The organism is Rothia sp. HMSC064F07 (assembly GCF_001837265.1).
GTDB lineage: Bacteria > Actinomycetota > Actinomycetes > Actinomycetales > Micrococcaceae > Rothia > Rothia mucilaginosa.
The window spans coordinates 218,494-245,063 of the sequence record NZ_KV831926.1 but is presented as its reverse complement, the minus strand read 5'-3'; the positions used below and the strand labels follow the sequence as shown (position 1 = coordinate 245,063).

At 57.3% G+C, this 26,570-nt stretch carries 26 protein-coding genes and 4 tRNA genes; 7 read left to right on the top strand and 23 right to left on the bottom strand.

From position 1 onward, the window contains the following. Positions 1-114: 114 nt before the first annotated feature. Positions 115-202: transfer RNA gene (locus tag HMPREF2712_RS03480), tRNA-Ser, on the top strand. A gap of 103 nt (positions 203-305) precedes the next feature. Here HMPREF2712_RS03480 and HMPREF2712_RS03475 read toward each other — a convergent pair. From HMPREF2712_RS03475 to HMPREF2712_RS03455, 5 genes are all read right to left on the bottom strand, one after another. After that, positions 306-749: a hypothetical protein gene (locus tag HMPREF2712_RS03475; protein ID WP_070819271.1), complete on the bottom strand. Its 444-nt coding sequence runs from the start codon at positions 747-749 to the stop codon at positions 306-308. A gap of 67 nt (positions 750-816) precedes the next feature. Continuing rightward, positions 817-1,026, bottom strand: coding sequence for a hypothetical protein (locus HMPREF2712_RS03470; RefSeq protein WP_141762568.1), 210 nt, complete (start codon positions 1,024-1,026; stop codon positions 817-819). A 354-nt stretch (positions 1,027-1,380) separates the two neighbouring features. Then, complete coding sequence (locus tag HMPREF2712_RS03465; protein WP_070819269.1) at positions 1,381-2,025, bottom strand: polyprenyltransferase; 645 nt, start codon at positions 2,023-2,025, stop codon at positions 1,381-1,383. Between the two features lie 198 nt (positions 2,026-2,223). After that, positions 2,224-2,724: a hypothetical protein gene (locus tag HMPREF2712_RS03460; protein WP_049352303.1), complete on the bottom strand. Its 501-nt coding sequence runs from the start codon at positions 2,722-2,724 to the stop codon at positions 2,224-2,226. A 209-nt stretch (positions 2,725-2,933) separates the two neighbouring features. Further along, on the bottom strand, positions 2,934-3,281 hold the full coding sequence (locus HMPREF2712_RS03455; RefSeq protein WP_070819268.1) for a DUF4190 domain-containing protein: 348 nt from the start codon (positions 3,279-3,281) through the stop codon (positions 2,934-2,936). A gap of 253 nt (positions 3,282-3,534) precedes the next feature. On the opposite strand from HMPREF2712_RS03455, the gene HMPREF2712_RS03450 reads away from it, so the two are divergent. Beyond that, a tRNA-Ser gene (locus HMPREF2712_RS03450) sits at positions 3,535-3,626 on the top strand. Positions 3,627-3,719: 93 nt separating this feature from the next. On the opposite strand, the gene HMPREF2712_RS03445 is transcribed toward HMPREF2712_RS03450, so the two are convergent. From HMPREF2712_RS03445 to HMPREF2712_RS03405, 9 genes are all read right to left on the bottom strand, one after another. Next, the gene (locus tag HMPREF2712_RS03445; RefSeq protein ID WP_005504419.1) at positions 3,720-4,265 is read right to left on the bottom strand and encodes a SixA phosphatase family protein; all 546 of its coding nucleotides are present in this window, start codon (positions 4,263-4,265) and stop codon (positions 3,720-3,722) included. 151 nt (positions 4,266-4,416) lie between these two features. Further along, entirely contained in the window at positions 4,417-5,169 is a 753-nt protein-coding gene (locus tag HMPREF2712_RS03440) for a winged helix-turn-helix domain-containing protein (RefSeq protein WP_049352307.1), read from the bottom strand. Positions 5,170-5,746: 577 nt separating this feature from the next. Beyond that, on the bottom strand, positions 5,747-6,385 hold the full coding sequence (gene upp, locus HMPREF2712_RS03435) for a uracil phosphoribosyltransferase (RefSeq protein WP_005507583.1): 639 nt from the start codon (positions 6,383-6,385) through the stop codon (positions 5,747-5,749). Between the two features lie 184 nt (positions 6,386-6,569). After that, positions 6,570-6,656: transfer RNA gene (locus HMPREF2712_RS03430), tRNA-Ser, on the bottom strand. Positions 6,657-6,811: 155 nt separating this feature from the next. Next, positions 6,812-7,432 carry a TetR/AcrR family transcriptional regulator gene (locus HMPREF2712_RS03425; protein ID WP_005504416.1) on the bottom strand — a complete coding sequence of 207 codons (621 nt, stop codon included), beginning with the start codon at positions 7,430-7,432 and terminating at the stop codon, positions 6,812-6,814. Between the two features lie 80 nt (positions 7,433-7,512). Beyond that, the gene (locus HMPREF2712_RS03420; RefSeq protein ID WP_070819267.1) at positions 7,513-10,119 is read right to left on the bottom strand and encodes a YhgE/Pip domain-containing protein; all 2,607 of its coding nucleotides are present in this window, start codon (positions 10,117-10,119) and stop codon (positions 7,513-7,515) included. A gap of 2 nt (positions 10,120-10,121) precedes the next feature. Beyond that, a complete protein-coding gene (locus tag HMPREF2712_RS03415; protein WP_070633667.1) occupies positions 10,122-10,841 on the bottom strand; it encodes an ABC transporter ATP-binding protein in 720 nt (239 codons plus the stop codon). Positions 10,842-11,132: 291 nt separating this feature from the next. Further along, on the bottom strand, positions 11,133-11,660 hold the full coding sequence (locus HMPREF2712_RS03410; protein ID WP_070819266.1) for a nucleoside deaminase: 528 nt from the start codon (positions 11,658-11,660) through the stop codon (positions 11,133-11,135). A gap of 41 nt (positions 11,661-11,701) precedes the next feature. Beyond that, positions 11,702-13,861 (bottom strand): RecQ family ATP-dependent DNA helicase, encoded by a 2,160-nt coding sequence (locus HMPREF2712_RS03405; protein ID WP_070819265.1) that lies wholly within the window; start codon positions 13,859-13,861, stop codon positions 11,702-11,704. Between the two features lie 336 nt (positions 13,862-14,197). Between HMPREF2712_RS03405 and HMPREF2712_RS03400 the strand changes: the two genes are divergently transcribed. After that, positions 14,198-14,854, top strand: a complete 657-nt coding sequence (locus HMPREF2712_RS03400) for a DedA family protein (RefSeq protein ID WP_005504410.1) — start codon at positions 14,198-14,200, stop codon at positions 14,852-14,854. 132 nt (positions 14,855-14,986) lie between these two features. On the opposite strand, the gene HMPREF2712_RS03395 is transcribed toward HMPREF2712_RS03400, so the two are convergent. From HMPREF2712_RS03395 to HMPREF2712_RS03355, 9 genes are all read right to left on the bottom strand, one after another. Further along, on the bottom strand, positions 14,987-15,637 hold the full coding sequence (locus tag HMPREF2712_RS03395) for a hypothetical protein (protein WP_070819264.1): 651 nt from the start codon (positions 15,635-15,637) through the stop codon (positions 14,987-14,989). 390 nt (positions 15,638-16,027) lie between these two features. Further along, a complete protein-coding gene (locus HMPREF2712_RS03390; protein WP_070819263.1) occupies positions 16,028-16,555 on the bottom strand; it encodes a hypothetical protein in 528 nt (175 codons plus the stop codon). A gap of 12 nt (positions 16,556-16,567) precedes the next feature. Beyond that, complete coding sequence (locus tag HMPREF2712_RS03385; RefSeq protein WP_246828668.1) at positions 16,568-17,455, bottom strand: multidrug ABC transporter permease; 888 nt, start codon at positions 17,453-17,455, stop codon at positions 16,568-16,570. 91 nt (positions 17,456-17,546) lie between these two features. Then, positions 17,547-19,052: an ABC transporter permease gene (locus HMPREF2712_RS03380; protein ID WP_246828667.1), complete on the bottom strand. Its 1,506-nt coding sequence runs from the start codon at positions 19,050-19,052 to the stop codon at positions 17,547-17,549. Between the two features lie 268 nt (positions 19,053-19,320). After that, positions 19,321-19,914: a flagellar type III secretion system protein FlhB gene (locus HMPREF2712_RS03375; protein ID WP_070819260.1), complete on the bottom strand. Its 594-nt coding sequence runs from the start codon at positions 19,912-19,914 to the stop codon at positions 19,321-19,323. Between the two features lie 110 nt (positions 19,915-20,024). Continuing rightward, positions 20,025-20,762 (bottom strand): organic solvent tolerance protein OstA, encoded by a 738-nt coding sequence (locus tag HMPREF2712_RS03370; protein WP_239665165.1) that lies wholly within the window; start codon positions 20,760-20,762, stop codon positions 20,025-20,027. 253 nt (positions 20,763-21,015) lie between these two features. Beyond that, positions 21,016-21,681: an amino acid transporter gene (locus HMPREF2712_RS03365; RefSeq protein WP_070819259.1), complete on the bottom strand. Its 666-nt coding sequence runs from the start codon at positions 21,679-21,681 to the stop codon at positions 21,016-21,018. 1 nt (position 21,682) lies between these two features. Further along, positions 21,683-22,192: an asparaginase domain-containing protein gene (locus tag HMPREF2712_RS03360; RefSeq protein WP_005504395.1), complete on the bottom strand. Its 510-nt coding sequence runs from the start codon at positions 22,190-22,192 to the stop codon at positions 21,683-21,685. A gap of 169 nt (positions 22,193-22,361) precedes the next feature. Then, positions 22,362-22,434 (bottom strand) — tRNA-Lys (locus tag HMPREF2712_RS03355). 87 nt (positions 22,435-22,521) lie between these two features. On the opposite strand from HMPREF2712_RS03355, the gene HMPREF2712_RS03350 reads away from it, so the two are divergent. The 4 genes from HMPREF2712_RS03350 (at position 22,522) to HMPREF2712_RS03335 (ending at position 26,568) form a co-directional block, all read left to right on the top strand. Next, a complete protein-coding gene (locus HMPREF2712_RS03350) occupies positions 22,522-23,295 on the top strand; it encodes a histone acetyltransferase (protein ID WP_083323939.1) in 774 nt (257 codons plus the stop codon). Positions 23,296-23,691: 396 nt separating this feature from the next. After that, positions 23,692-24,309, top strand: coding sequence for a hypothetical protein (locus tag HMPREF2712_RS03345; RefSeq protein WP_005504391.1), 618 nt, complete (start codon positions 23,692-23,694; stop codon positions 24,307-24,309). Next, positions 24,309-25,343 (top strand): inorganic phosphate transporter, encoded by a 1,035-nt coding sequence (locus HMPREF2712_RS03340; protein WP_070819257.1) that lies wholly within the window; start codon positions 24,309-24,311, stop codon positions 25,341-25,343. Before HMPREF2712_RS03345 ends, HMPREF2712_RS03340 begins: the two co-directional genes overlap by 1 nt. Positions 25,344-25,485: 142 nt before the next feature. Then, on the top strand, positions 25,486-26,568 hold the full coding sequence (locus tag HMPREF2712_RS03335; RefSeq protein WP_070819256.1) for a glycosyltransferase family 2 protein: 1,083 nt from the start codon (positions 25,486-25,488) through the stop codon (positions 26,566-26,568). Positions 26,569-26,570 lie beyond the last annotated feature (2 nt).

Genomic DNA, 26,570 nt, shown 5'->3' with positions numbered 1-26,570 from the left:
ATTGCCGGAAGCACCATCGTTGGTGCGCGATTTACAGAAAGCTTATCGCATGAGATAATCTCGTAGTGCCCTGCGGCACGGTATTGCCATAAAATGCCGGTCTCTGGTGCGTATGGATGGTTGTCCGAGCGGCCGAAGGAGCTGGTCTTGAAAACCAGTAGGCGGTGACCCCGTCTCAAGGGTTCAAATCCCTTACCATCCGCGTTTTAGCTTCTGCTCCACGTGTGGAGCGCAAAGAGCCCCGTTCCTCGTATTGAGGAACGGGGCTCTTTGCATACGCCGTTTTGAGTTACCGGAGGGCGTCGTCAGTTGATTTGTGACAAGGCATTCGCAATATACATGAAGAGGGCGGCGATACCGATGAAAAAGCATAGCCCCAGCCAGTTGAGAATACGACCCGCTAGGGCAGGTACACCGTGCCTCTGCGCTACCCACCCCTGCCAGATACCCAGGATGTTCAGCACCGGCGCGGCGAGAGCTACCTGCAGACCACTTTCTCCAAGACCCTGGACAAGCAACCAAAACCCTAGAACGAAAGACAGCGGGCTGAGGAAGCCGAAAAGCAGGGAGAAGTTCGCAGCCCTTTTACCGTCTTGTGTTCCTTGCACAGCGGGAGGTTGCTCGCTCGCAGGTTGCTCCCAGTCGTCCGTGCCGTCAGTCTCCGGCTGTTGGCTGTCATCCGCTTGGTAGAGCTTGGCGTATTCAGGGTTGTTATCGAAGGCTTCGTTGTTTTGGGGTAGCTGCGACATCGCATCCACAACCTTTCAGGATCTACACGCGTTAGTTGAATACCTCAGCCTGGTGCTTCGCAAAAACCTATTTGGCGTTGAACCACGCCCACACAATCAGTACGTACACGAGGACAAGCTTGGCGATAGCTATCCAGCTCAGGATTCGACCCGCAAGAGAAACTACGCCGTAACTATCCGCTTCCTTAGCTTTATGTAGACCAAGGACACTTAAGATGATGGTGGGGATACCGAAAAACCACGGACCCGACACCATGATGTTGATGAGGCTGAGCACACCGAAAGTGAGTGAAAGTTGGGAGGCTCGTTCCCCTAGATTAGTCGCTGTTTTCCCACCGCTCTGCATCATAGGGGGCTCTTCAATATCAGCACCCTGTTTGTGGCGATGAGGTTTCGAGCGCAGACCAGCTGCTGGGTCGGAATACGGGCCTAGGATTGGATCCTGCATCGTTGCATCACAACCTTTCACATTCCACACGAGGGGGTGTTAACTTCACCCTAGACCTTCCCCCGCGCGGGAACAAGCATGTCAGGACCAATCCACGAGATATACGGCATATACACGGCAAAGCCCCGTTCCTCGTATTGAGGAGCGGGGCTTTTGCGTACCCTCCAATGAGGGTGAAAGTGTTTAGAAAAGTACCAGCATCTGCGCAGTCTCCACGAGCCTAGAATTTGCGGCAGAATCAGAAAGAGCCAGCATAATCGCCAGCAGCATACCGCCGCCAAAAAGCACCAGGAACATGCCACCAATGACTACGCTAATCCAGTTCAAGATACGCCCAGCCGAAGCAGCCGCGCCATAACGCTCTGCCTCGTTCGCCTTGAAAATACCGATACCACCCAGAATCAGGGAAGGCAGACCAAACAGCCACCAGCTGAGAGTCACTATACACGCCAAGCTGATAATACCCAGCACCGTGGAAGTCTGAGCAGCCTTCTCACCGGCAAGCTGCTCGGGGGTCTTCTGAACAATGCCAATAGGAACCATCATGGGCTGACCGTACTGGCCGGGCTGCTGGTACTGCTGACCGTACGGGTCGTACTGATTCTGACCATACGAGTCTTGACCGTACGAATTCTGACCGTACTGGTCATAAGAATACTGATCGTAGGAGCTCTGCCCGTACTGGCCGTAAGAACCCTGACCGTATTGGCCATACTGACCGTACTGAGTGTTCTGCCCGTACTGGCCGTTCTGGTTGTACTGCTCGTTCAGACGGTTGTAGTCCGGGTTGTAGTCGTAGGGGTCTGAACCCCGAGGAGTCTGAGACATGGCATCTCACTTTCGTACGGCTGGTGTGTGTTAAACCTAATTCACCCTAACCCATGAATGGAACGGGTACAACTAAGGCCGTTATGCAACCCCGCACAACAGACTTTGATGCGCTGGATATGCGCCTTATCAGGTACGCAAAAGCCCCGCTCCTCACATCGAGGAACGGGGCTTCCGCTATACCCTGCGAATGAGCTCTTAGAAGAGTGCCAGGGTGCTGACCAGCTCAGTAAAGTGGTTGGAAGAGGAAGAAGCAGCACCTGCCGCGCCGATAAGACCCAGCAGCAGGAAACCACCGATTACAACCAAGAACAGGCCACCAAAAGCTGCGTTAATCCAGCCCATGATGCGACCGCCCGAAGCTGCAGTGCCAAAACGCTCAGCCTCATTAGCCTTCATAATGCCGATAACACCCATGATCAGCGAGGGCAGACCGAACAGCCACCAGCTAACAAAGAAGTTGCAGATCAGACCAATAATGCCGAGCACCATGGAGGTCTGACCAGCCTTCTCGCCAGCAAGCTGCTCGGGGGTCTTCTGAACAATGCCGACAGGCACCATCATAGGCTGACCGTACTGACCAGGCTGCTGGTACTGCTGCTGGTACTGCTGCTGACCGTTCTGAGCGTTCTGCTCGTTCAGGTTGCCGTATTCCGGGTTGTAGTCGTAGGAGTTAGAGTCCTGCGGGTTCTGAGACATGTGGTCCCTCTTTCGTGTGAATGGTGTGTATTGAACCTTACTCACCCTAACCTATCGCTGAGGTGGGCACAAACGGATTCGTCATTCTGGAGCTATCCGCAGCATATATGCACTGACCAGAAAACTGATGAGGCGCACAGAAGCCCGCGAACACACGGGGCGCTCGCGGGCTTCTTCAAATCATGAGGCTACTGCAGGTAGCTTCAATCTTACTGCTTTACAAAAATCTTCAGAGCGACCAGCAAAATAATACCGACGGCGCCCAGAACAGTACCGGCAATAGCCATACCGCGGTTCTTTAGCTCGGGGTTATTCATAGCCAGGCGGCCCGTCACAATAGCTACAGCACCAAGGATGTAACCGAAAGCAAACAGACACACAATACCGCTCACCAGAGAGACAATCGACAGGGTCTTTGCCTTCTTCGCCTGAGCCTGCTGCTCAGGGGTCTGAACGGGCACACCGTAAGGAGCCTGCTGATTGAACTGGGGTGCCTGCTGGCTAAACTGGGGGTCCTGGTTGAACTGGGGCTGGGGGTTGTTGGGGTTTTCAGACATGATTTCTCATTTCGTTGAGTAAATAAGACAACTCTGGCAACACTGTATGGAAAAATCACACGCCAGAGACGCCCTCTATTTATCGGTCGGACGGTAGCAGTTTATCGAAAATGCTTATAAGCCTCAAAGCCTACAATCCATAGTCCGCCCTATAGAGCAACACACGCTCAGAGATATCCCCCAAGCGTGGGTCGAATTGACCAAGCGCAAAACAGCCTATATTCTTATAGGGATGCGCTCACGAGCGCACCGTGGAGACGTGCCAGAGCGGCCGAATGGACTTCACTGCTAATGAAGGGTCGGGGTTAAACTCGACCGGGGGTTCAAATCCCCCCGTCTCCGCCACAAAAAGCCCCGTACCGGCTGGTACGGGGCTTTTGCTTTACCCATTTCATTCAGGTACAAAGCCTAGAAAAACCTGGGCTAGAAACTCCTGGTCTAGAAGCTCTTGAAGTCCACGAGGCGCGCATCCGCACCATCAAGCAGAGCCCACTCCCCCGGCACCTCAAACACCGCAATGGAAGAGGGTGGGAAACCGTAATACACATCCATGGAGGCGTTCGGATCAGAATCAGGGCTCATCAGGCGCTGCGCGGCATCCTGCACGCCGGGCAGATGCGACACCACCATCAGAGAATGAACATTCTCCGAAACGCTGTTGATGCGCGCAATAATGCGGGACGCAGACACCTCGTACAGCCCCTCATCCAGATGAGCGGTAGGCGCCTTCGCCCCCAAACCATCCGAAACCCAAGTCGTCGTCTGACGAGTACGCAAAGCCGACGACGACATAATCTGCTCCGGAATATAACCGCGAGCCGCCAGCCAAGCGCCAGCAGCGGCAGCCTGCTCATGACCACGCTTCGTCAGCGGACGATCAAAATCATTCAGACCCCAATCAGCCTCCGCATGGCGCATAATAATCAGACGCTTGACCCCGCTGCGGTGCGAGCCAGATGCAGTGTTGGAAGAATTTTCAGCCATACACCCATTCTATCTAGAGGGCGCCGGAACGTGCCGCACGCCGCCACAGCACGCACACTAACACCCCTAGGGGGGCACAAGTAAACCCCGGCGCACCGGCATCACGCCAGCACACCGGGGTGCACTCTACAGAAGCTAAATTCTGTACACGCTAAATCGAGTATTCCGGAGCAGCCCAGACAACAACCTCGGGGTGCTCAAAGAAGCGGTAACCCTGACCGCGCACCGTACGCACGGTACCCGACAGGCGGCCCAGCTTCGAACGCAGACGACGAATATGCACGTCAATCGTACGCTCATGCGGATGCTCGTCACCGGAGCTCCACAGCGCCTTCAGCAGCTCCTCACGACCCACGGTGCGGGAAGAATTCTCCACCAGGTGTGCCAGCAGCTCGAATTCCTTGAAGGTCAGCATGAGCGGCTCACCGTCCAGGAACACCTCGCGGCGTGCCAAATCAATCAGCACACCCGAAGAGTGGCTATTCGTGGTCTCTGCTTCGCGGGCGACATGCGCCTCCGGGTGCATATACATTGCGGTCGGATCGCCGAGTGCATTACGTACTACCTCAAGGTCGCTACCCTCAGCGTTCACCGGAGCCAACGCCACAGCGGCGTACGACTCCGACTCGGGAGCCAGGTGGTGTGCATAAGTGCGCAAATCCTGAACGATACGCACCAGGGAGGTGCCGTTCGCTGCAGCAAGTTCCTCGTTCAAACCAACATAGAGCACAAAGCCGCGTGCCTCATTTTCCTGAGCCTGCTTATGGGCAGGGTCACCGGCTGAGAAAGTCATCGGACGCAACGTTGCGGCCTGCGCAGCGGGACGCTGAGGCTGCACGACCTGGCGCTTAGCGGCGCGGCCGCGCTGGGAGATGTGCACATATCCAGGTACAGCGCCTGACATGATTCAACCTTCTCTCAAAGTCTGTGTACGGGATCCCTGTCGTACGTAGTGTGGGGTGCGCCGGAAGTGACGCCGAGTCAAACAGTCCCCAATACCTGTTCGAGCTTCAATCCTCTTACTTAATATTTCTCCTATTTGACGGATAAATCAAGCGGATTCGGCATAGTGGATTCATCTTTATGGGCGAGAGGAGTACAATACCCCCTCTCGCGTTTTGGGGTTTCAGGGACTACCTGAAGCTTTCAGTATTTTTTCCTTATAAATATTCATAGCTTCTTTTATTTACTAGTTTCACCCTGTATTTTCATGTGAAGCTGTGAATATGCTCAATATATTTTAAGCCCCTCAAAGCACTATAGTGTTCCTCATCACATATTATCAAGGGTGTTTCATAAACCCACACAAGCGCCCAACAACACCATAAACGCCCAAGACAGCAGACCGTTAGACACACATCCCCCAACACCACACCATATGACCTGCACACGGCCTCCAGCAGACACAACAAAGCGCCCCCGCACATGCTTAAACATATGCAGAGGCGCCCCACTCACATCACGTGAATTACGCTGAAAAACTACTCAGCCAGACCGTACAGGCGGTCCCCAGCATCGCCCAGACCCGGAATAATGTACGCCTTCTCGTTCAGACGCTCATCACGAGCAGCCAGGAACAGGTCAACATTCTCCATACCCTCAATGCCCTTCTCCAGAGCAGCAATGCCCTCAGGAGCAGCAATCAGGCACACGCACGTCACAGACTCAGCGCCACGCTCACGCAGGAACTTAATGGCCTCAATCAGAGTGCCACCGGTAGCCAGCATCGGATCCAGCAGGTACACCTGACGACCAGTCAGGTCCTCCGGCAGACGCTCAGCATAAGTCACAATATCCAGCGTTTCCTCATTACGAGCCATACCCAGGAAGCCCACCTCAGCGGTCGGAACCAGACGGGTCATACCCTCCAGCATGCCCAGACCAGCACGCAGAATCGGAACAACCAGCGGCTTAGGATCAGCAATACGAACACCGGTAGTAGTCGCCACCGGAGTCACAACCTCAACCTCTTCCACACGAATCTCGCGAGTCGCCTCATAGGCAAGAAGGGTCACCAGCTCATCAACCAGCTGACGGAAAATCGGGGACGGGGTGTTCTTATCGCGCAGAACACTAATCTTGTGAGAGACCAGCGGGTGGTCAAGAATCTTAATACGCATAATACGATTTTACCCACCCCCGAATCAGCAAGCACCGGCAAAGCCCCGGAAGTGGCACACACCCTATAAAACGAGGCGAATACCGCCGCACAAACACCCACCAACACACCCGCCGGCACCACCCCAGAACAATCCAGGCATGCAAAAACCCGCCGAGACAAATCTCGACGGGTTTTCGTTGGTGCGGTGGTGGAGGGATTTGAACCCCCGTTGGCTTTTACACCAAACATCATTTCGAGTGATGCACCTTCGGCCGCTCGGACACACCACCAACAGTGGAAAACTATAGCACACCCCCAACAGGAGAGCAAGAAAAACCACGTGCGGCAGCCGGGTGTCGTCCTCTTCACGGCCCCTTTTCACCGTGCCCTTTTCGACACCCGACACCGAAGTCCCGGCTACGTCTACAGACCCCAACAGGTCCGCCTAATGACGGATATACCCATCTACAACCAGCATGACAGCACGCGTTGCATCCTCAGCATTGCGCTCCGCCTGATGCACTTCACGATCCATAGCAAACATGTAAATCGCGCCGAACATAGAGATCGCAATCGCACGAGGATTCTGAGCGGTATCAACCGTATAGCGGCGAGCCACAGCCTCCGTCATCTCCTCCAAAAAATCCAGAAGATTCAGACGGTTATCGCTCATCGCCTCAGTCCAACCATCCGCACCCTTCCATGCCTCCGAAAGCCACATCCGAGTAAAACCCGGACGGTCCTCAAGATACTGGAACGCGGCGCGAACAGCACTCCGCAACGCCTCACGCGGATCAGAATGAACCGACGCCGCGCGACGCGCATCGCTCAGCAGCAACTGCGTGCCGTACTGAACCAGCTGATCCACCATGGTCTTCTTAGAACCGAAGTTGTAATACACGGTTCCCTTAGAAACACCCGCCCGGGCAGCCACCTCTTCAACAGTGGCGTACTCAAGCCCCTTTTCGGTCATGATTTCCATAGCAGCGTTGAACAACTTCAACTGAGTTCTACCTGTACGGCCGGGACGACGACTTGAAGCTTCAGCGACTGGGCGCTGCAACATCAGCAGTCCTCCCTCCCTTTTTGCAGATATATCTCTATTTTATTAGACAGTTTTCCCCCGGTGCGACTAAACAGGGTTTGTTACACCGTAATCTCCGGAGCCAGCTTCTTCAGCGACCACGTACGATCACGACGCGTGCCAATGTAACCCAACATCAGACCAGCCAGACCCCACAGAGTCAAAACCAGCATGATGCCCCACAGGCTCGACTCATTAATGCCATACGCCAAACGACGCGTACCCGCCACCGCATAACCCATCGGGAAGAAATCATGCATCCAACGAATCGACTCAGGCAAAGTCTCATACGGCATCGTGCCGCCCGCAGTAATCAGCTGCAGAATCAGAATGACCAAAGCAACAAGCTTGCCCGGCGCACCCAAAATCACCGTCAGACCGTGAATGAAGCCGGTAAAGACCAAAGCCACATAGCAGAGGAACAGCCACACCAGCCACGGATGAGCCATCTCAAAGCCCAAACCAAACTTAATCGCGGCAAACATCAAAGTCGCTTGAGCAATACCCACCAGGCCGAACGGCATCCAGCTACCGAGCATCACACGAATCGACGGAGCATGCGAAGCCAACGCACGGTTATTCATCACGCGCAACGTCTGAACCAGCATCAAGCCGCCAATCCACAACGCCAAGCACATGAAGAACGGGCCCATGCCCTCACCATAGTTACGGCCCGACGCCAAGGAATCATGCGACAAAGTCACCGGGTTCGACATCGTATCCGCAACCTTCGCCTGATCAGTCGGAGCAAGGCTCGGAACCTGCTTAACACCAGAAGCCAGGCCGCTCTCCAACGACGAAGTACCATCCTTCAACTCGGAAGCACCATCATTCAGCTGAGTAGAACCATCAGACAGCTTCGCCGTACCGTCAGAAAGCTGCGACGCACCATCCTTCAGCTCATTCGCACCATCAGCCAACTTCTGCTGACCCTCAACCGCAGACTGCTCTTTCTCCGCCAGAGTACCGCTACCATCCTTCAGCTCGGCAGTACCGCTCTTCAAAGAATCGGTACCCTCCTTCAGCTCAGAAGCACCACCCGACAGAGTCGCAGAACCACTCGCAAGGCTCGAAGCACCCGAAGCAATCTTAGAATTACCATCAGCCAGGCTCGCCGAACCTGACGCCAACGAGGACGCGCCAGCATCCACACGAGCGGCGCCATCAGCTACCGACGAAGCGCCCTTGGCAAGCGAAGACGCACCGGAATCCAGCGAATCCACGCCAGCAACCAAAGTCTGAATCTTCACCGCAGTCGACGACGAACCATCAGAAATACAATGGCTCGACTTCAATGCGCTCAGCTTCGACAGGGCATCAGCAGCGGCAGCATCACGAGTAGCCAGGTGCGACTGCAGAGCCTTCTGATTCAGCTCAGCAACCTCATTCTTCGTCTCCTCAGAATCAACAGCAGCCACCAGCTGATCAGCCTGCTCCTGAGTCAACGTACCCGCCTCAACCAACGGCGCCAACTGAGCACGCATCTTCTGTGCAGTCGCAGACACCACAGTATTCGACAAGTCACGACCAAAATCACCACTACCAGCAGACGTATCTGTCTCATGCAGGCGCGCGCACATCGCATTCAGCTCAGCCGGCAACTCACGAATACCCGCCTGATCCATACCTTCACGCATCTGATGGATACCCGACGCCAAATCATTAGCGCCCTTCGCAACCGCCGCCGAACCACTCTTCAAGCTCGCAGTACCCTCAGCCAGAGTCGCCGAACCGTCCTTCAACTTCGCCGCACCATCAGAAGCAGAAGCAGCCGCCGAAGCCAAAGTCGACGAACCATCCTTCAAGCTCGAAGCACCATCGGCAAGCTTCGACGCACCAGAATCCAGCTTCGCCGCGCCAGAATCCAAAGTCGACACACCATCAGCAAGCTTCGCGGCACCCTCCGCCAACTGCTTCTGACCATCCAACAACTGGGACTGACCATCAGCCAAGGAGGAAGTACCGTCCTTCAGCTTCACGGCACCATCATTCACCGTGGCAGTGCCGTCCTTCAGCTGAGTGATAGCATCCGCCAGCTTCACCGTGCCGCTATTCACCTTCGACGCACCATCAGCAGCCTCACCCATCTTCGAATGAATAGTCGTGAAGCTAGCCAACAGCGAATTCGCCGTAGAATTACCGACCTTCTCAGCCACCGAATCACGCACCGCAGTGCCCGCCTTCGTGACAATATTCGTCAGCACATAGTTATTGGCGTCATTCGTAATGACCTCAATACCCGCCGAACGCGCATCAATAGTGCCCGTCTTGCCGTCAGCATCAGGCTTGAACGAACCGGCACTCTGCAAATTACGGGAGAAGTCCTTCGGAATCACCATCGCAAAGTCATAGGTGCCGTTCTCCACGCCCTCAACAGCCTCAGTGCGAGTCTGCACCTGACGCCAATCAAACGTGCCAGCATCCAGCAGGGACTGGCGCACATCAGCACCGGTGTTCACCTGCTGACCCTCAGAATCCGTCGCGCCTTCATCCTCAACCACCAGGGCACCCACAATGCCATTCACATGGCCGTAAGCATCCCAGTTGCCGTACAGGTACAGGGCACCGTACAGCAGCGGAATACAGGACATCGCGATGAGCACCAGAACCGGCAAAACACCGCTGGTCAGGCGCTTCAGCTCAACGAGTGCAACACGCAGAACAGTCATTCTTACTCCTTCTCAGCGTTTTCGCCATGTTCGGGGGAATCATTGGAGGGTTCAATCTCGCCCTCAACAGGAGCCGGCACGTTTTCCTCAGGGACACGACCGACCACAGCACGCGCACCATGCCAGGACTCAGAAATATGCGGAACAACAGCCACCACCGTGCGCGGGTGGTCCTCATCGGCGGCAAGCTCCTCCAGGTACGGAAGCCACATGTACGTGTGGTTCAGGTGTCGGGAAGGAGTATCAAAAACCAGCAAGTCAGAGGGGCTATGCTGCGCCAAAGCAGCCATCAGCTCAATATTCATCTCGCCACTAATCTCATCCATCCACAGGCTGTCCAGCTCCTCAAGACCGCGCTCGGCCAACCAGCGGCTCGCACGGGAACGACCAAAAATCGGCAGGTTATAGGAGAGCATCTCCGACACATAATCGTGCACGCGCATATGCTGCTCAGGAGCAGTCACATCAGGAGAGTCCACCACGCTGCTGAGAGCACGCAGACGCTTCATCGAAATACGGCGAGGCTCATCATCGCCTTCGCTCCAGCTAATCGTTCCGCCGGACAGGGGAAGGCGACCAGTCAGCGCCAACGCGAGAGAGGTACGCTCTAACTGGCTATCCGCCTGAACAATAATGACTTCACCCTCACCCACTGAGAAGGTGGTGCGGTCAAAAAGCGGAGTGTGGCGCCCTTTCGCCCAAATATTGTCAACGCTTAACACGGTTATATCCCCTCAGAGAATGGATGGTTCGGGTGAGTTTCTGGGAGTCATCCGCGGGCACCACGCGGGGTGTAGAACGTCAGGCGCAGGCAGGCGGAGGCTCCAATGCCTATATATGGTAGACCCGGTTATGTGTGATGTGGTGGGCTTTTCATGAAAAAATATGGGCCATTTTTGAAATTTCTGAAGTATTTTTCAAATAAATGGGGTTTTTCGTACAAATAACGCGAAAAGCCACGCAATCTCTGCGCGGCTTTTCGCGTTATACAAACTATCTTTTAGAGGTGAGGCCTAGGGGCGGCGTTCTTTAAAGAAGTCCACCATCAGCTGCGCACACTCATCAGCACGCACCCCCGCATACACCTCGGGAACCGGAGCAACCCTGCCGTCACGCAGTACATCGTAACGACTGCCAGCAGCCCCCGTCTTCTCCTCCCAGGCACCAAAAACCACCGTCGAAACGCGCGACGCCAGGATCGTGCCAGCACACATCAGGCACGGCTCAACCGTCACCACGAGCGTGCACCCGTCCAGGCGCCACTGACCACGATGCGCCGCCGCCTGACGAATCGCGTTCACCTCCGCATGGGCACTGGGGTCATGCTCCCGCTCGCGGGTATTGCCTGCCGAACCAATAATGACACCCTGCTCATCCACCACCACAGCACCAATAGGGATCTCGCCACGCTCACCCGCGGCGGCACCCTCGGCGAGGGCGCGGACCATCCACTCACCGTGTTCGGGGCGAGCGGGAATATCGCTGAGCACGGCGGAAGAACCGTCTGTGATCGTCAACTTTGAATATTCCGAATATGACATACAACCTCGTCAGGGGAATAAATAAACGTTAATAGGCGCAACTAGTGGGTGGCAGCCAAAGAGAAAGGATACACCGCAGAAGCACCCGCCAGTCGCAGCTCACGCGCCACAGCCGTAAACGCCCACCGCGAATCCACCACATCAGAAACCAGCAGAACAGGGCACCGATGCTCACGCACATAGTCCAGAACTTCTGCAGGCACCCGGTACGAGCGCAGCACATCCGCACAACGGAACGCGCTATTACCGCCAAAGAAACGCGGCTCCCCCACCAGAGACACCTGACCCAAATCCACCAGACGACCCACCGATGCCAATCCCCTACCCAGGGACTGAGCCAAACGGGGACGCACCGGCGAAGGCAGAGTCAACACCGCCACCGGACGACCCGCCTCAGCCCACTCCCAAGCGGCAAGCACCTTCACGCAGGCGCGACCCAGCTCGGCAGGAACCTCAGAATCAACTGGCTCACCCAGTTCATTCGTCGCCAGAAGCTCACGCAGACGAGTACCGTACCCCATGTCGCTCAGACGCGCCAAAGCGTAACCGGATTCAGCCTGCTCATCCTTAGACAAACGACCGCGCGGCGCATCCGCACCCATCAGCTGGTCCAGCCCGCTCGGCCACATACGGCGCGGTTGCAGGGGCACGCCCACCGTATTAAAGCTGCTCTGCGCCGCCTGCTGCGCCTCAGCGGGAACTTCAACCGGGTACCAGGGGCCCGCGCACACATCGCAACGACCGCAAGCAGTCGCGGACGCATCATCAAGCTGCTGAGCCAGGAAAAGCATACGGCACTGACTAGTGCGTTCATACTCGAGCATGGCGTTCTGCTCCACCACACGCGCCTGCGCCACCGCCGCGTAACGGGCACTATCGTACTGCCACGGCGAAGAGGTTCGACGCCAATAGTTGCCTTCCTTCACGGCGGCACCCTCAACGTCCAGCACCTTCAGCAGAAGCTCCAGGGTGGAGCGGCGCAACTGAACGCGCGCCTCCAACGCGGTAATGCTCAACCCATCCGGGGACTGGGCGAGGGCATCCAGCACCGCCAGCGCCTGCTCCTCGTTAGGCATGGAGGCGGTCGCAAAATACTCCCAAATGGCGCGGTCTTCACGACCGGGCAGGAGCAGAACATCAGCGTTGACGGCACCTCGTCCGGCGCGGCCAATCTGCTGGTAGTAGCTCACCGCAGACGACGGCGCGCCCAGATGCACAACAAAACCCAAATCAGGCTTATCAAAACCCATACCGAGGGCACTCGTCGCAACAAGCGCCTTCACCCTGTTTTCCTTGAGTGCCTGCTCTGCAACCAGCCGCTCATCCGGGTCAGTTTTGCCGGTGTAGGCAAGCACCTCGTAGCCGCTGGCACGCAGAGCATTTGCGGTATCTTCTGCCGCAGAGACAGTCAACGTGTAGATAATGCCCGAACCGGGCAGGCTATTCAGGTGCGTGAGCAGCCAGCCGATGCGTTGCGCCTCATGAGGCAGGGTCAGAACGCCCAGGCGCAAGGACTCGCGGGACAGCGGACCGCGCAGCACATGCACGGGTGCGGTGGTATCAGTGCTGAGCTGTTCGGCAATATCGCGGCTAACACGGTCATTCGCGGTTGCGGTAGTCGCCAGCACCGGCACACCCGCCGGCAGAGATTTAATGAGCGAACCAATACGGCGGTAGTCGGGGCGGAAATCGTGGCCCCAGTCAGAGATACAGTGCGCCTCATCAATGACGAGTAGCCCCAGGCGCGGTAGCAGGTACGGTAGCCACTGCTCGCGGAACGCCGCGTTATTGAGGCGTTCGGGGCCCACCAGGAGCACGTCGAGCTCGTTAGCTTCGAGGCGGGTGCGGATTTCATCCCATTCGGTGACGTTCGCGGAGTTCACCATTGCGGCGCGCACTCCCGCGCGGGATGCCGCTTCAACCTGATCACGCATGAGGGAAAGTAGCGGGGAGATGATAAGTGTCGGGCCCATACCGCGGGCACGCAACAGCAGGGAAGAAATGAAGTAGACCGCGGACTTACCCCAGCCGGTACGCTGCACGACGAGGGTGCGAGCGCGGTCGGCTACGAGGGCGCGAATCGCCTCGTACTGGCCATCGTGGAACTCAGCGTCAGGAACGCCGGTGAGGCGGCGCAACACTTCACGGGCTTCAGCATGCAGGGGATCGGCGGGGCTGGACGCTGGCTGTTCGGGGTTCATGGTTCTCTCCAACGGTGGGTGGTTGGGTCAATCGCTACGCCGCGACGCGCCGTGCTCTCTTTCCATCATGTCACACCCCGTATCCTCCGGCTCTGCGGATGGTCATTTCTTGGGGAGGCACGCGAGCGCCGCGTCACCTCGGGTTGTTTCGCCATGCGGGCACGGAGATTTATGCCTCGCTCACCCTGCATCCGGCGTAAATGCCGGTAGAATTGTGCCAGTAATACACAGCCTCCGCATAGTTTTGCACAATGTTCACCATAGGTACGCTTTCTATGCTGGTGTTACTCCGCCGCCGATCCGTGCGTGCGGTCCACTCACAGTTCAGGATTTTTCATGACTTTTCTTGCCACCGCTTTGGCGCATCTTCCGGTTGCGCTCTTGGGCCTCGACCTTGAGCAGTTCCTGCTCGATACCGGCCCCTGGGTTCTGGTTGTTTCGGCAATTATCGTATTTATTGAGTCCGGTGTTCTTTTCCCGGTTCTTCCGGGTGACTCCCTGATTTTTGCTCTGGGTATGTTGCATGAGCAGATGGGCCTGTCCCTGTGGGTTGCGTTCCCGGTCCTGGTGCTGGTTGCTATTGCTGGCGCTGAGGTTGGCTACCAGATTGGTGCCCGTTACGGCCGTAAGATCTTCAAGGATGACGCGAAGATTCTGAGCACTAAGAACCTGCACACTACTGAGGAGTTCTTCCAGAAGCGCGGTAGTTTGGCTCTGGTTCTGGGTCGTTTCGTGCCGATTGTTCGTACTTTTGTGTCTCTTGCGGCTGGTATTTCATCGTACGACCGTAAGAAGTTCCACCTGTGGAATGTTGTTGGTGCGGTTGCGTGGATTGGTTTGATTGGTCTGGCGGGTGTGCTGCTGGGCGGTATCCCGTTCGTGCACAACAACATTGAGTACATTGCTGTGATTATTGTGGCGGTTTCTGTGGTGCCGGTTATTATCGAGTACCTGCGTGGCCGTTCGAAGGCGAAGCAGGAATCTGCTGAGTAATACGTGAGTCCTTCTCGGCTACTGAGCCGGGGATGAGAAAAGGTGGGGATACCGTCTGGTATCCCCACCTTTTTGCGTTCTCTCAAACCCGGTGGAGGTGATGCCCCGGAAGCCAGCTACACCTCCGCGAGGTTACTTTACGCACATGCGTCGCAGGTCTCCACGCATATGGATGTACCGCCCCACCTGCGGCTGGCAGAGAAGAACAATAATCACGATGCGGCTAATGAAATCAAAGGCGAGCTTCGCACACAAGACTTCAAGAGTCATAAACGGGCCAAAGAACAACACCCTAAGCATTTGTGAATCATACTCATTGTCAAAGAAAACGTGAGCGCAGAGAACTACATACACAATATCCAGGATCATGCGTAGCGCGCCCTCGATAATAATCACCACTCGCGCCCACTCATAACCCTCATTGAGGTACCAGGCGCTGATTGCTCCAAGAACAATAGGGAGAACCATCGTAAGCCCCATCGTCATACCTGCAAACATGTAAGCGCCCGTAAATTCTAGGCCCACAAGAGGCTGTAGAGGGTATGTGGACATGTACAGCACCAAGAATAGGGATACCGCCCAGATGGCAATAGGGCGCGACGGAAGATTGATAGCACGCTGAGTGCCTGGCGCGCCGTGTACGGGGTGGACACCAGCAGGAACCGGAAGCTGAGGCGTCACTGCGGCGGGTGCCGCAAAGTTCAGTGCCGGAAAGTTCGATGCTACGGCGTTAGGCTGAGGTGCCAGCGTGCCCGCGGAGGCACCGGAAGTATTGTTCAACATCGTCGTTCTTTCTCTCGTATGCTCGCACTACAGTGCGTAAGTCGGTGATTATTACCCTCGTTTAGGTCGATTTGCTTAAAACATACCTAAAAGGATTATTTGATGTAGTTAGCTGAGAGAATAATACTTTTTCAGTATAGGGTAAGCTCTTCGAGGCTAGTAGGGTTTTTATGGGATGATTGGAACCTTTTAGGCAACTCAAAGGGTTTTACCAGCTAGAAGATTTCGATGTTTAACGCGAAAGGGTGGGGATACCGTTTGGTATCCCCACCTTTTTGCGTTCTCTCAAGCCCGGTGGAGGTGATGCCCCGGAAGCCAGCTGCACCTCCGCGAGGTTACTTTACGCCCATGCATCAGGCTCTATCACAGCCTTCTCACGCCGACGGGCCTTTAGTATGAGCCAGCCGCGTACGTGTACCGGCGCATACCGGGAGTGAACAGCAATACCGCGATCACCGCCTGGCATACGGTAGGAAGATTCACCAACACAAGGACAAAGATGAAGTGCGCCAGCTCGGCGCCGCTCAGCGCCTGCACATCAACAGAGTTGAAGAGTATGACGGAACCAAAAATAGAAAAAAGACCGCCCAGCGCACCGAGAACACTCAAAATAATACTGACGATACGCGCCCAGTTACGCCTCAGCCAGAGGAACAACAGGGCAATGAGGGTCACCGCATCCATCAGGATAATTTTGACCAGCGCAGGAATCGTTACTTGCACCAGCGCCTCGGAATTCATGGAGGTGTGGTTCGACTCCAAAGCACTCACAGTAGACTGGGTTGCCCCAATCAGAATAACCAGCGCAGTAAGCACCGTTACCCATATCAGAGCAGCAGGGCGGCCGTTAGAACGCGGCTGATACGGCTGGTTCTGCTGATAGTGCGGGGCTAGCCCCGGAGATCCATATTCTGACATCATTGTTCCTTTCTATGTTCCCCATCCCGCGCTACGGTGCGGGGGTCGAGGGGTGTTCTCCCCTGATGATGTGCGTTCGCCGTCCTCATCATCAGCGAAAAGCTCTCGAAGTTCCGCCGGTACCTGACCGGCAGCCTGTCTCGTCTCAGACATCATCTGCTGATGTTCTAGTGCACGTGCCCCGCTAACGATTTGTGTGTACATCCTAATAGGAGCACGAGTCAGCAGCACAATCATTAGGATATGAAGGACAAACATAAGAGTGCCGCTAACGGTATCTACCAGGTAAGAGGCTGAATACGAAGACCCGCCTATCGCCCTGGAGGAATACCTTGAGTCCATGAAATTATTCGCAAAAATAAGCACACCGTTAGCCACTGCAAAAGCATTGCCGATGATGGTAAGAATGCGGGCCCACTCACGGCCATCCCAGACTTTCCAGAGGATAAAGATCGGGATGATGGAGGCGAAGAGGGTAAACGCCAGCATAGAGAAGAGAGTTCTCACCACCATCTCAAAATCGATATACGACTGGCTTGGGAGCAGGATCCGAAGAGAACTGCTAAGAACCATCAACGCAATCATGGCGACTGCACACCACATGACGTTGCGCATAGCCTTAGGGCGCTCCGGGATTACCTGCTCGGCGGAGACAGTCGCGGTGTAGCCGGTAGTGGTTTGCTCGGGGGTGCTAGCGTCGTGCTCGGAGGCGCTGCCGCCGGGTGCGTTGCCCTCCGCCGCGCTGTTATCTGCGGCGCTACCGGAAGTTACGTTATTGAAGGCGGCATCGCCTCCTGCAGTGCTATTTTCAGCCTCGTCGGAGGGCAACAGCACGCTGTACTCGGGAACCGTGTACTCCGGATCGTTCAACGGTTGCTTTGGGGTGCGTTCTGACATCATTGTTCCTTTCTACTCTTCGCGCCCCGCCCCGCACGCTATAGCGCAGGGCGGGTGCAGAAGAGAGTTTCCCCATGAGGAGGGGCATCTTGCCCTAGTTGAGGCGGTAGCCTTCTTCGGTGTACACGGAAGTGTCCTTGTAGCCGCGCTGTTCGCTGCGGGAGTTCCTCCGTGCATCCGTGCGGCGGGTCCTCTTGTACTGTTGAGCGACCGCTTCTTCAGCGCGTCGGTTAGCTTCCTTTTCTTCCCTGCGTGTCTGTTCTTCTTCCAGGTGAGTACGCGTTTCTGCATCCTGATGCGCAACAATCCAACCGTCACCGGCGTTCACCTGTTCACGTGCTTCTATCCATGCCAACCTCGCGGTAGCCATAAACGACCTGGTGGGACGGCTAATGAGCAGCACAACTATCAGCAGGTAGAAGGCCGTAAGAAAAGCTCCCATAATGTCACTCACCACGATGGAAACTACGTAGTCTCGGGGCCTTGAAGTCAACGATTCATCCGCCAGTCTGGAGAAATAATCAGCCGAGATGAAAGATTGCAAACTTAGCGCCCCAACAAAAACCGCAAAAGCGCTACCGAAGAGGGTGAGGAAGTACGCCCATCTACGGCCCTTCCACAATCGGCGGAGGACAAAAATGGGTATGAGAGAGAAAATGAAGGTAGCAAATATGCCTGAAATGATGATGCCCGGCATATTTTCCATAACGCGGTCTGGCACCTCGTTATGGATAGATACATAGATACGTTGGATTGCGGACAGAATAATAATCGCTGTAGCGCACCACATGACGCCGCGTAACGCCTTCGGGCGCGGCGGGAGCACCACCTTAGGCACGGCAGGCGCGGTAGAGCCAGCAGTAGCCTTCTCACCCCCGTGTGCTTGCTCGTGGGGCTTACCCGCCTCACCAGTGGAAGCGCCGCCAAGATTGGGCTTTACACCCGCCTTCTGGGCGCGCTGAACCTGCTGTATCTCATCCAGCAGGCGGTTCTTCTCCACCGGATCATTCGAGAGCGCATAATCGGCAGAAAGCTCACGCAACAGCTGCTCGGTAGAGTCCTTGACCGGGCCTTCTTCCTTCTCAAGCTGACGAAGAACATCCTCGCGAGTCAGCTCTTCTTCATCCTCAGCACCCGACATGCTTTCCTCGATAGCCCTCATCTGTTTCCGAATCACCGCAAAGCTCGGAACCGCGCCCACAGCCGGGCGGGTCAGCAGAAACATCAGAACAGCGCTACCCGCCGTAATGACCGCGACCAGAGCCTGCGTCACGATAGACGAAGCGGCGGCAGGATGCGATGCCGAATCCAGAGCAGTAAACGCTGGGAAAAGTACCTGCGCCATACCAAAAACACCGGCGAAAGAGAGCACGCCGCTCACACAGCACAGCAGCAGGTACAGCATCATCAGGCGGCGCGGATTAATGTACCCGTCTTTGACCCACCCCAGAACAATCCAGAGGAACGGCACCACCAAGATGGCGTCAGGCAGAACCTTCGGCAAGCCATAACTAAGGAACGAGCCGATGTTCACACTACGACCCGCAGTAACAAGAATCTGGTACGCATCCAGGAGGAAATACACCAGGATGAGCGTCATACCGATGGAATAGGCTTTACCAAGAATCGCCAGTCCCCGGTTAAATTCCTGTTCCCTATCGCCAACTATGCCAAGGTTTCTTTTCGCCTCTTCAAATGCCGCCCGCTCATCATATGTGCGCTTGGCGGCGCCGGGGCTAGTCTGCGATGAGGATTCGTGCGCAGGTTCGGAAGTAGGGTGCACAAGTCATCCTAACTGTGGTTGGGTGAATAAAATTATCGGTGAGCCGCAGACCCGTGTCTCGCAGTGCCCGCGGCCAGAAATGAGGCTAGATCAGGTAATCCTCGCTGCGGCGCACACGCCAATCACGGCGCGCCTCCATATAAGAACGCGACTGACGCGACCACACCAACGCCAACGCCACCACGCACACCAGCATGTACGGACCCGCAATATACACCGGCGTGTACAGCGGCGAAGCGCTACTGAGCAGCAGCTCAACATCCTGGCTCGGCGCACCATTCAACGTGCCCAGAAGAGCCGCCACAGTCAGCATAATCAGCAAAGAAGCCAACACACCCAACGCCAACGCTACCGACAGCACCAACGCCGCCCACCGGTAACCACGCAGATAAGCCACCGTGCAGAAACCGTGCAGGGTCACGTTACCGAACGCGTTGACCATCAGGAAAAGCACCGGATAGTACGCCTGCGCATCCACCAGCGACTGGGCGCGCCAGGTCGAAAAATGCGACAAATGGGTAGTCGCATAGGAGATGCCGGTGTACGCAATCAGCGCCAGCCAGCCCACAGCAATAACGAGCAGAACCCAACCCGCCACAGACACGAGAGTGGGGGTGGCGGGCTTCGTAGGATGCGTGGTGTTCGGAGCGGATGGCGGAGAGGACTCGACGGCGGACATAGCTGAATCTTTCGGATATCGGCTGATAGTGTGCGGAAAACGTATGAGCGAGTGTGTGATGTGAGTGTGGGCGGCGGCGCGGCGTTCGTCTACCGCGCCGCCTCAAAACTTTAGGCAGAAGTGGACGGGTCAACCGTCGCAGAAATACTTTCAGGTAGCAACGGAGAATCTGCCCGGTTCGCCATCGCAATTCGCAAGTTGTTGAAGCGGTAAATGGTCAGCAACGATAAACCGACCTCGCTCAACCAGACCAAGCCCAAGACAACAAGTATCAGCAGGGGGTCAAGCCCCATCGAAACCCCAGCCCAGTCGAGCATCAGCAGCAGGAACGTAATCGGTGAAAGCACCAGCCCCACCGCAACAAACCCAATCAGGGAGCAGATAGCCCAAACGCTATACACGGAGGCGTCCGCCGAATCACGCGGAGGGCGCATCAGCGGCCACATCTGAACCACCAAGTAAAGCGCCGCAACAAACCCAAAGCAAATCGCCAACGGCTGCGTGTACTGAGAGATAATGAGGCCTTCAACCAGGGTCAAAATACACAGAATAACCGCGCGGACCAGCAGGTTCTTCTTGAGCTTCTGCTTGCGCTCCTTCACCTCGTCAGCGGTGTAGGTGCGCAGAAAAGCGGGCAACTGACCCTGCCCCGGGAACGGCGGTAGAGGACCCGTCGGATGCGTACGCACCACAATCGGCGGGTTCGTACCATCCTGAATGATGACGGTAGAAGTTGCCGAAATAACCGGATGCGAGCCAGTCACCACAGGCGGCGCGTTCAGCGGAACGGATACCTCCGGCGTAGCAGGAGTCACGTGACGGATAGGCGCCTGAAAGCGGGTCTGCATACTGATATCTTCATCCGGGTGTTCTGCGGATGAAGCGGCATCTGTGTTCAGGTGTGTAGCGCCCATGAGCGGCCTCCTGGCAGGTGCGGGTCGTGTTTCTGTCTCTACCGTATCACGCGTACTTTAAGGGAATCTGAGCAGTAGCTGGGCGTCGCGGGGAGCGTGTCACACCGCCGCTTATCGCCTCGTTATCACCCCGTCGGAGGCGCGGATACGCGGGGGTAGAATCCCCGCCCGCCGGGGCGCGTTAGCCCTACTCCGCTACCTGCGAAGCCTCCGCGTTCGGGTCCTCTGCATGCTGCTGTTCTGCGTTCCGCTGTTCTTCCTCTTGCTTCTTCTGCGTCAGACGCAAGCTCCTACGAACCGCCAAACTATAGAACAGCGAGAACAGAACCTCCAACGCGAACGACGCCATGACCGTCAGCAAGCCCACCGTATAGAACACGCCCACACGGTCCAGCAGCGTCTGCGGGCCCTGCACCGTCACAAGCGCATAGGCAAAGAACGCCGTCATAATCGCCGCCGCGACCCCGGACGCCGCATTCGCCAGCAACACCAACTTCACCGAACGGTTCGCCCGGTAAATCATGGCAACCCACATATGCATCACCAGATAGACCAGCGGCACCGCACCAATCGGGAAAAGCGTGACGCGAATGAAGTAATAAACAGTAATCAGCGAGGGTACGACCAGCAGCAGCACACGCACCAGGTACAGGTTTTTAGCCGGTAGCGGGTAATCACTGGTGACATTCCAGAACTCATCAGCCTGCTGCTCCAGCTCATCCATAGCCTGCAGCTGCATAAGCTGCGCCTGCGACATATGCTCCTGCGGCACAAGATCCGAGGAGCCCTCAACCGGCGCAAGCTCAGCGGCAGAAACCGGTTCACCCCGCCGCATACGAGCGGAATCAGCCATCTTAGCCCTCAAAAATGCCGCGCGAACGGTCCTTACGCACGCTCTCAGCAGGGAAAATACGACCGCTCATGCTGATGTACACACCCGGCTCCAGCAGGTTCAGGGCGGCAATAGCGGCACCCAGGTTGAAACCGGCATCCGAACGAGCCATCACGGCGGGCTGCATCGCACCGGTCAGCACCACGACCTTATTGCCCAGGTCGGCGTGCTCCAGCAGGTAGCGGGCGGTCTCCGGCATGGTGTCGGTGCCGTGGGTGATGAGTACCTGGTCGTTGGTAACAGCGTTCAGAGCCTCGGTCAGCTCGGCACGATCCTCATCGGTCATGTCCAGGCTGTCCTTGCCAATCAGCGGACGAATATCGAAGCGCACGTCAGTGATGACGCGGTCCAGCAGGTCCTTAGCGGCAGGCTCACCAATATCCATGGTGCCCGCCACCGAATAGAACTTATCGATCGTGCCGCCAGTGGCAAGAATCGTGATCTCTTCGGGGTTCTTAATGGTGACGCTCACGGGTTTCCTCATCTTTTCGGGTCAACGTACACAAATCAAAAACTGCCAGGCCAACCCGGCAGAACACGCCCCACCACACGGAATCAACACGGGGTAAAACCCCGCACACTAGGGTGAAGACGCAAAAACCCGCCGACCCCCGCAAAGCGGGAGGCGACGGGTCGGCTAGTGCGCCCTGTGGGGCTCGAACCCACGACCTGCGGATTAAAAGTCCGTAGCTCTACCGACTGAGCTAAAGGCGCTCCTATCCACACAAAACTGAAAGTGTGCAGATAGAAATACTATACACTACCGGCCCCCAACCAATGAACGGTACACTGGGAAATCCTATGTCTACACCCGCATCATCAACCGGCGCCTCCGGGCGAACCCGATACCGCACCCACCACCGCCCCGTCCTCTACTCCGCCGAGAAATTTGAACGCCACGAAGGCGGCATGGACCCCGCCGCACGCGAAGAGGCGGCACACGCCTCCGCACGCATCCTGCTGATGCGCGGACGCGGTACCGACGAGCAGATGACCGAACGGCTCGTCAGCTTCACCGACGACTACGGTATTGAGACGCTCGCCGAACTCTGGTCGCACGCAAGCGCCCACTCCCTGCCGGGTGCGCTGTGGCGTATGTACTGGCTGCGGGACGTGGTGCATCGTTCGCCGCGCGGGGTGAGCCGCGCTTTTGAGCTGGGCATGGCGGAGGATTACCGTTCGCACGTGGTGGCGGGTGTTCCCGACCCGCCGAGTGCCGATGAGGTGGTCCGCACGATTGATGAGATTCTGGCGGGCCTGTACACCGGCGATATGGACATTGCGATGGAACGTTGCGCCGCGTTTGCGCACGTGGTGGCGTTGGGTATTCGCACCGATTATGCGCGCTCTGCCGGGCAGGATGGTGCGGTTCCGGGCAGCCACGAGGTGAAGCGTGAGGCGGTGGAGCGTCGTGCTCGCCTGCCGCGTCAGGCTCAGCAGATGGAGCAGATCGCGCACGATTTGGAGGCGGTCGCCGCCCAGCTGCGCGCCGTTGAGGCTAGTCAGCAGGCTAACGGGGGCTCGGGGGCTGGTTCTGTGCAGGAAAAATCGCAGACCAACCTCGAAGCATTCTAGTCTTCTGCAACGTTGAGGGGCGCAAAAATACGGGTTCGTGCCGCGAATTGGCACAGGTTCCACATTGGGCCGCAAAGGCCTGAAAAGCCTGTTTCCGATTGACTCTGCGCCGGGTGCGGGTGGATAATAATTACAAGATGTCGGGTTGCTAATAGGTAGCCCCGGGCTCCAAATCTTTAGCCGCTTCGAGCGGCCTTCCGCCGAGAGGCGCTCCCAACCCGACATCCCTAAACGTTCCGGTGGGGGTCGAGAAATCGACCCCCACCGTTTTTTGTTTAAAACCCTCATGCGTAACCGTGAACAGGTCGGCGCTATAACGTTTGCAGGTCGGGCGCTCGTGAGATGCGCGCGGGCTATGCGCACCCGCAGCCCCCAATACTGGTTAGACTGGGAACTATGCTGCACCGACTTTTCCCCCACGCCAACGAATCCCTCGCCTCCCTCGCTGAAATTTCAGCGCAGGTCGGTGAGGCGGCGGCATTGCTCTCTGAAATGGTCGGCTCCCCCGTCGCGGAGTACCCCGAACTCTTCGAACGCATGCTCACCCATGAGGCGGACTCCACGAACCTGCTGTTCCGCACCCTCACCGAGGTGCGCAGCTCCTTCTCCCCACCGATTCCGCGTGAAGACCTGTACACGCTGGCACGCAAGCTCACCAACGCCGTTGAGAAGCTCACCAGCGCCGCGCACGTGCTGTCCCTGCACAGCATTGACGGCTTCGCCACACACATCACCTCAATCCTGGACATTATTCAGCGTCAGGCGGTGCTGACCGCCGCCGTCATCCCCAAGCTTGCCGATATTCGCGGCCTCGACAACTACTGGATGGACATGCTGCGCATCTCCCGCCAGGCGCTGCGCACCGCCGAAGAGTACGACGCGTACATTGCCGAACGCTACACCCCCGAACGGTACCGCCGCTACGCCACCTTCCTGGCGCAGCTGACCGCCGCCTCCAACGCTATGCGTGATGTGTCCGCCGAGATCGGCCGCATTATCGTTCAGGAATCCTAATGTTCCTGGGTCTTCTAGCCTGTTGCGCCTTCATTGCCGCGGTCTACGTTACCGGTGTGCACGACGCCTCAAACGCCGTCGCTGTTCCGGTGCGTACCCGCGCCCTCGGCGAGCGCTCCGCCCTGTACCTTGCCGCGCTCTTCAACGTGCTCGGTGTGGTCGGTGCGTTCCTGCTGCTCGGTGAGTATTCCGCCTCGTGGGTGAGTGCCCCGGAGGGTACCACCGGCCTGAACGGCATTGTTGCGGCACTACTGGTCTGCGCTATTTGGGGTGTGCTCACCTGGGTTTCGAGGATTCCGTCTTCCTCGACCCACGCGCTGGTGGGTGCCCTTGCCGGCGTGAGCTGGTGGACCCAGACGAGGAGTGACAGCGCCGCTGAAGGCTTCGGTTCTCTCGCCTTCCTGCCGCATATTTTTGGGGCGACCCTGCTGCCGCTCTTTTACCTGCCACCGCTCATTTTTCTGCTGTCCTGGCTGATGGTGGTGCCGTTCTACCGGCTGGTGGTCGGCCACAACCCGCGCCTGGTGAATCAGCATGCCCGCGAGGTGCTGGCGGTGTCTGCCTCCGCGATTTCGTTGCTACACGGCCTGCAGACCGGCTATCTGTACCTGCTGCTGTGGGCGCTGCTGAGCGAACGCATCATGGATCCGGCGCTGATTCAGTCCCTCACCTGGGGCGGGATGCTGCTGGGCACCATCATTATTGCCCTCAGCCTGGGTGCCGGTACGCTGACCGGTGGCCGCCGCATCGGCTACACCTTCGCCTACAAAATGGTGCGGCTGGACCCGTTCCGCGGCGCAGTCGCCCAGGGTACCACCGCTGTGGTGCAGGTAATCGGCTACTTCCTGCTGCAGGTGCCGTTCTCCTCCTCGCACCTGGCAACGGCATCGGCGCTCGGCGCGGGCGTGAACCAGCGTTTTAACGCGTTGAAGTCCAGGATTGTTCTGCAGATTCTTCTGGCGTGGCTGGTAACCATTCCGGCGTGCTTTGTGCTCGGTGTGCTGGCGATGGTGGCGCTACAGTCCATCAGCTAAATTTTAGGGGCGGCTCGTGCCCCTGCATGCCCACTGCCGCGGGATAGCCGGGCGGCGGGTTGAGTCTGAACAGTGCACACCTTCATAATGGGTTGAGTTCTTGGGCTGGCACGCGCCCACTCACCCTCGACTGATTGTGGTTATGTCTTCTCCCACCGTAGCTATTCTGGTCCGCACGAAGGACCGCCCCCGCTTCTTGAGCCGCGCCCTGGAGAATATTGCGCAGCAGACCTTCACCGACTACACGGTCTGCGTGATCAACGACGGTGGCGACGAGCAGGCAACCCGCACCGTTATTGAGGCATCCCCGCTGGGCTTGCAGGGCTCTGATGCGCAGGGTTCCGGCCGCGTGCAGCTGCTGACCACCGCCGGCGACAACATGGAGGCGGCATCCAACGCCGGTTTGGCGGCGACCACCTCCCAGTACGTGGCGATTCACGATGACGACGACCTGTGGGCACCCGAGTTCCTGGAACGCACCGTCGCGGCGCTCGAAGAGAGCGGCGCGCTCATGTGCACCACCCGCGTTGTGGAGCGGTACGAACGTGAGAACGCCGAGGGCGAGTTCGAGGTGTACGAGGAGCGTATTTTCCACGACGGCCTGCCCGGCATGGGTTTGCAGTTCCTCTTCCGCACGAACCGTGCCGTGCCGATTGGCATTCTCTACCGCCGTAGCCTGCACGAGCTCGTCGGTTTCTATGACGAGTCCCTGCCGGTGGTCGGCGACTGGGAGTTCAACATACGTGCCGCCTCTGTTGCAGATATTCTGCTGGTGGATGAGCCGCTGGCGTACTGGTCGCTGCGCCCCGACGCGGAGGGCTCCGAGGCGAATAGCGTGAAGCGTCAGGCTGATCACGCCCGCTTCGATTCGATGGTGCGTGCCCGCGCTATCCGCGAGGACCTGCAGGCGGGTGCCCGACCGGGCGCTTACCTGTACCAGGCGCATCTGGCGGCTGACCTGGAGCGCCGCGTGATTGATGGGCACGATCTGACCCGCGAATCCCTGGATATTCTGCGCTCTATTGAGAGCCGCCTGGAGCGTATTGAGGCTCGTCAGCAGGCTATTGAGTCCCGCCAGCAGTCCATCGAGGAGCGCCTGCGGGTTCTGAAGCACCTGCGCGCACCGGGCCGTGCACTGCGTTCCTTCGCGCAGCGTTCCCTCAATCAGCGTTCTCAGGCTCGTCGCGGTACTGAGACTGGTTCTACCGGTGAGAAGGACGCATAGCC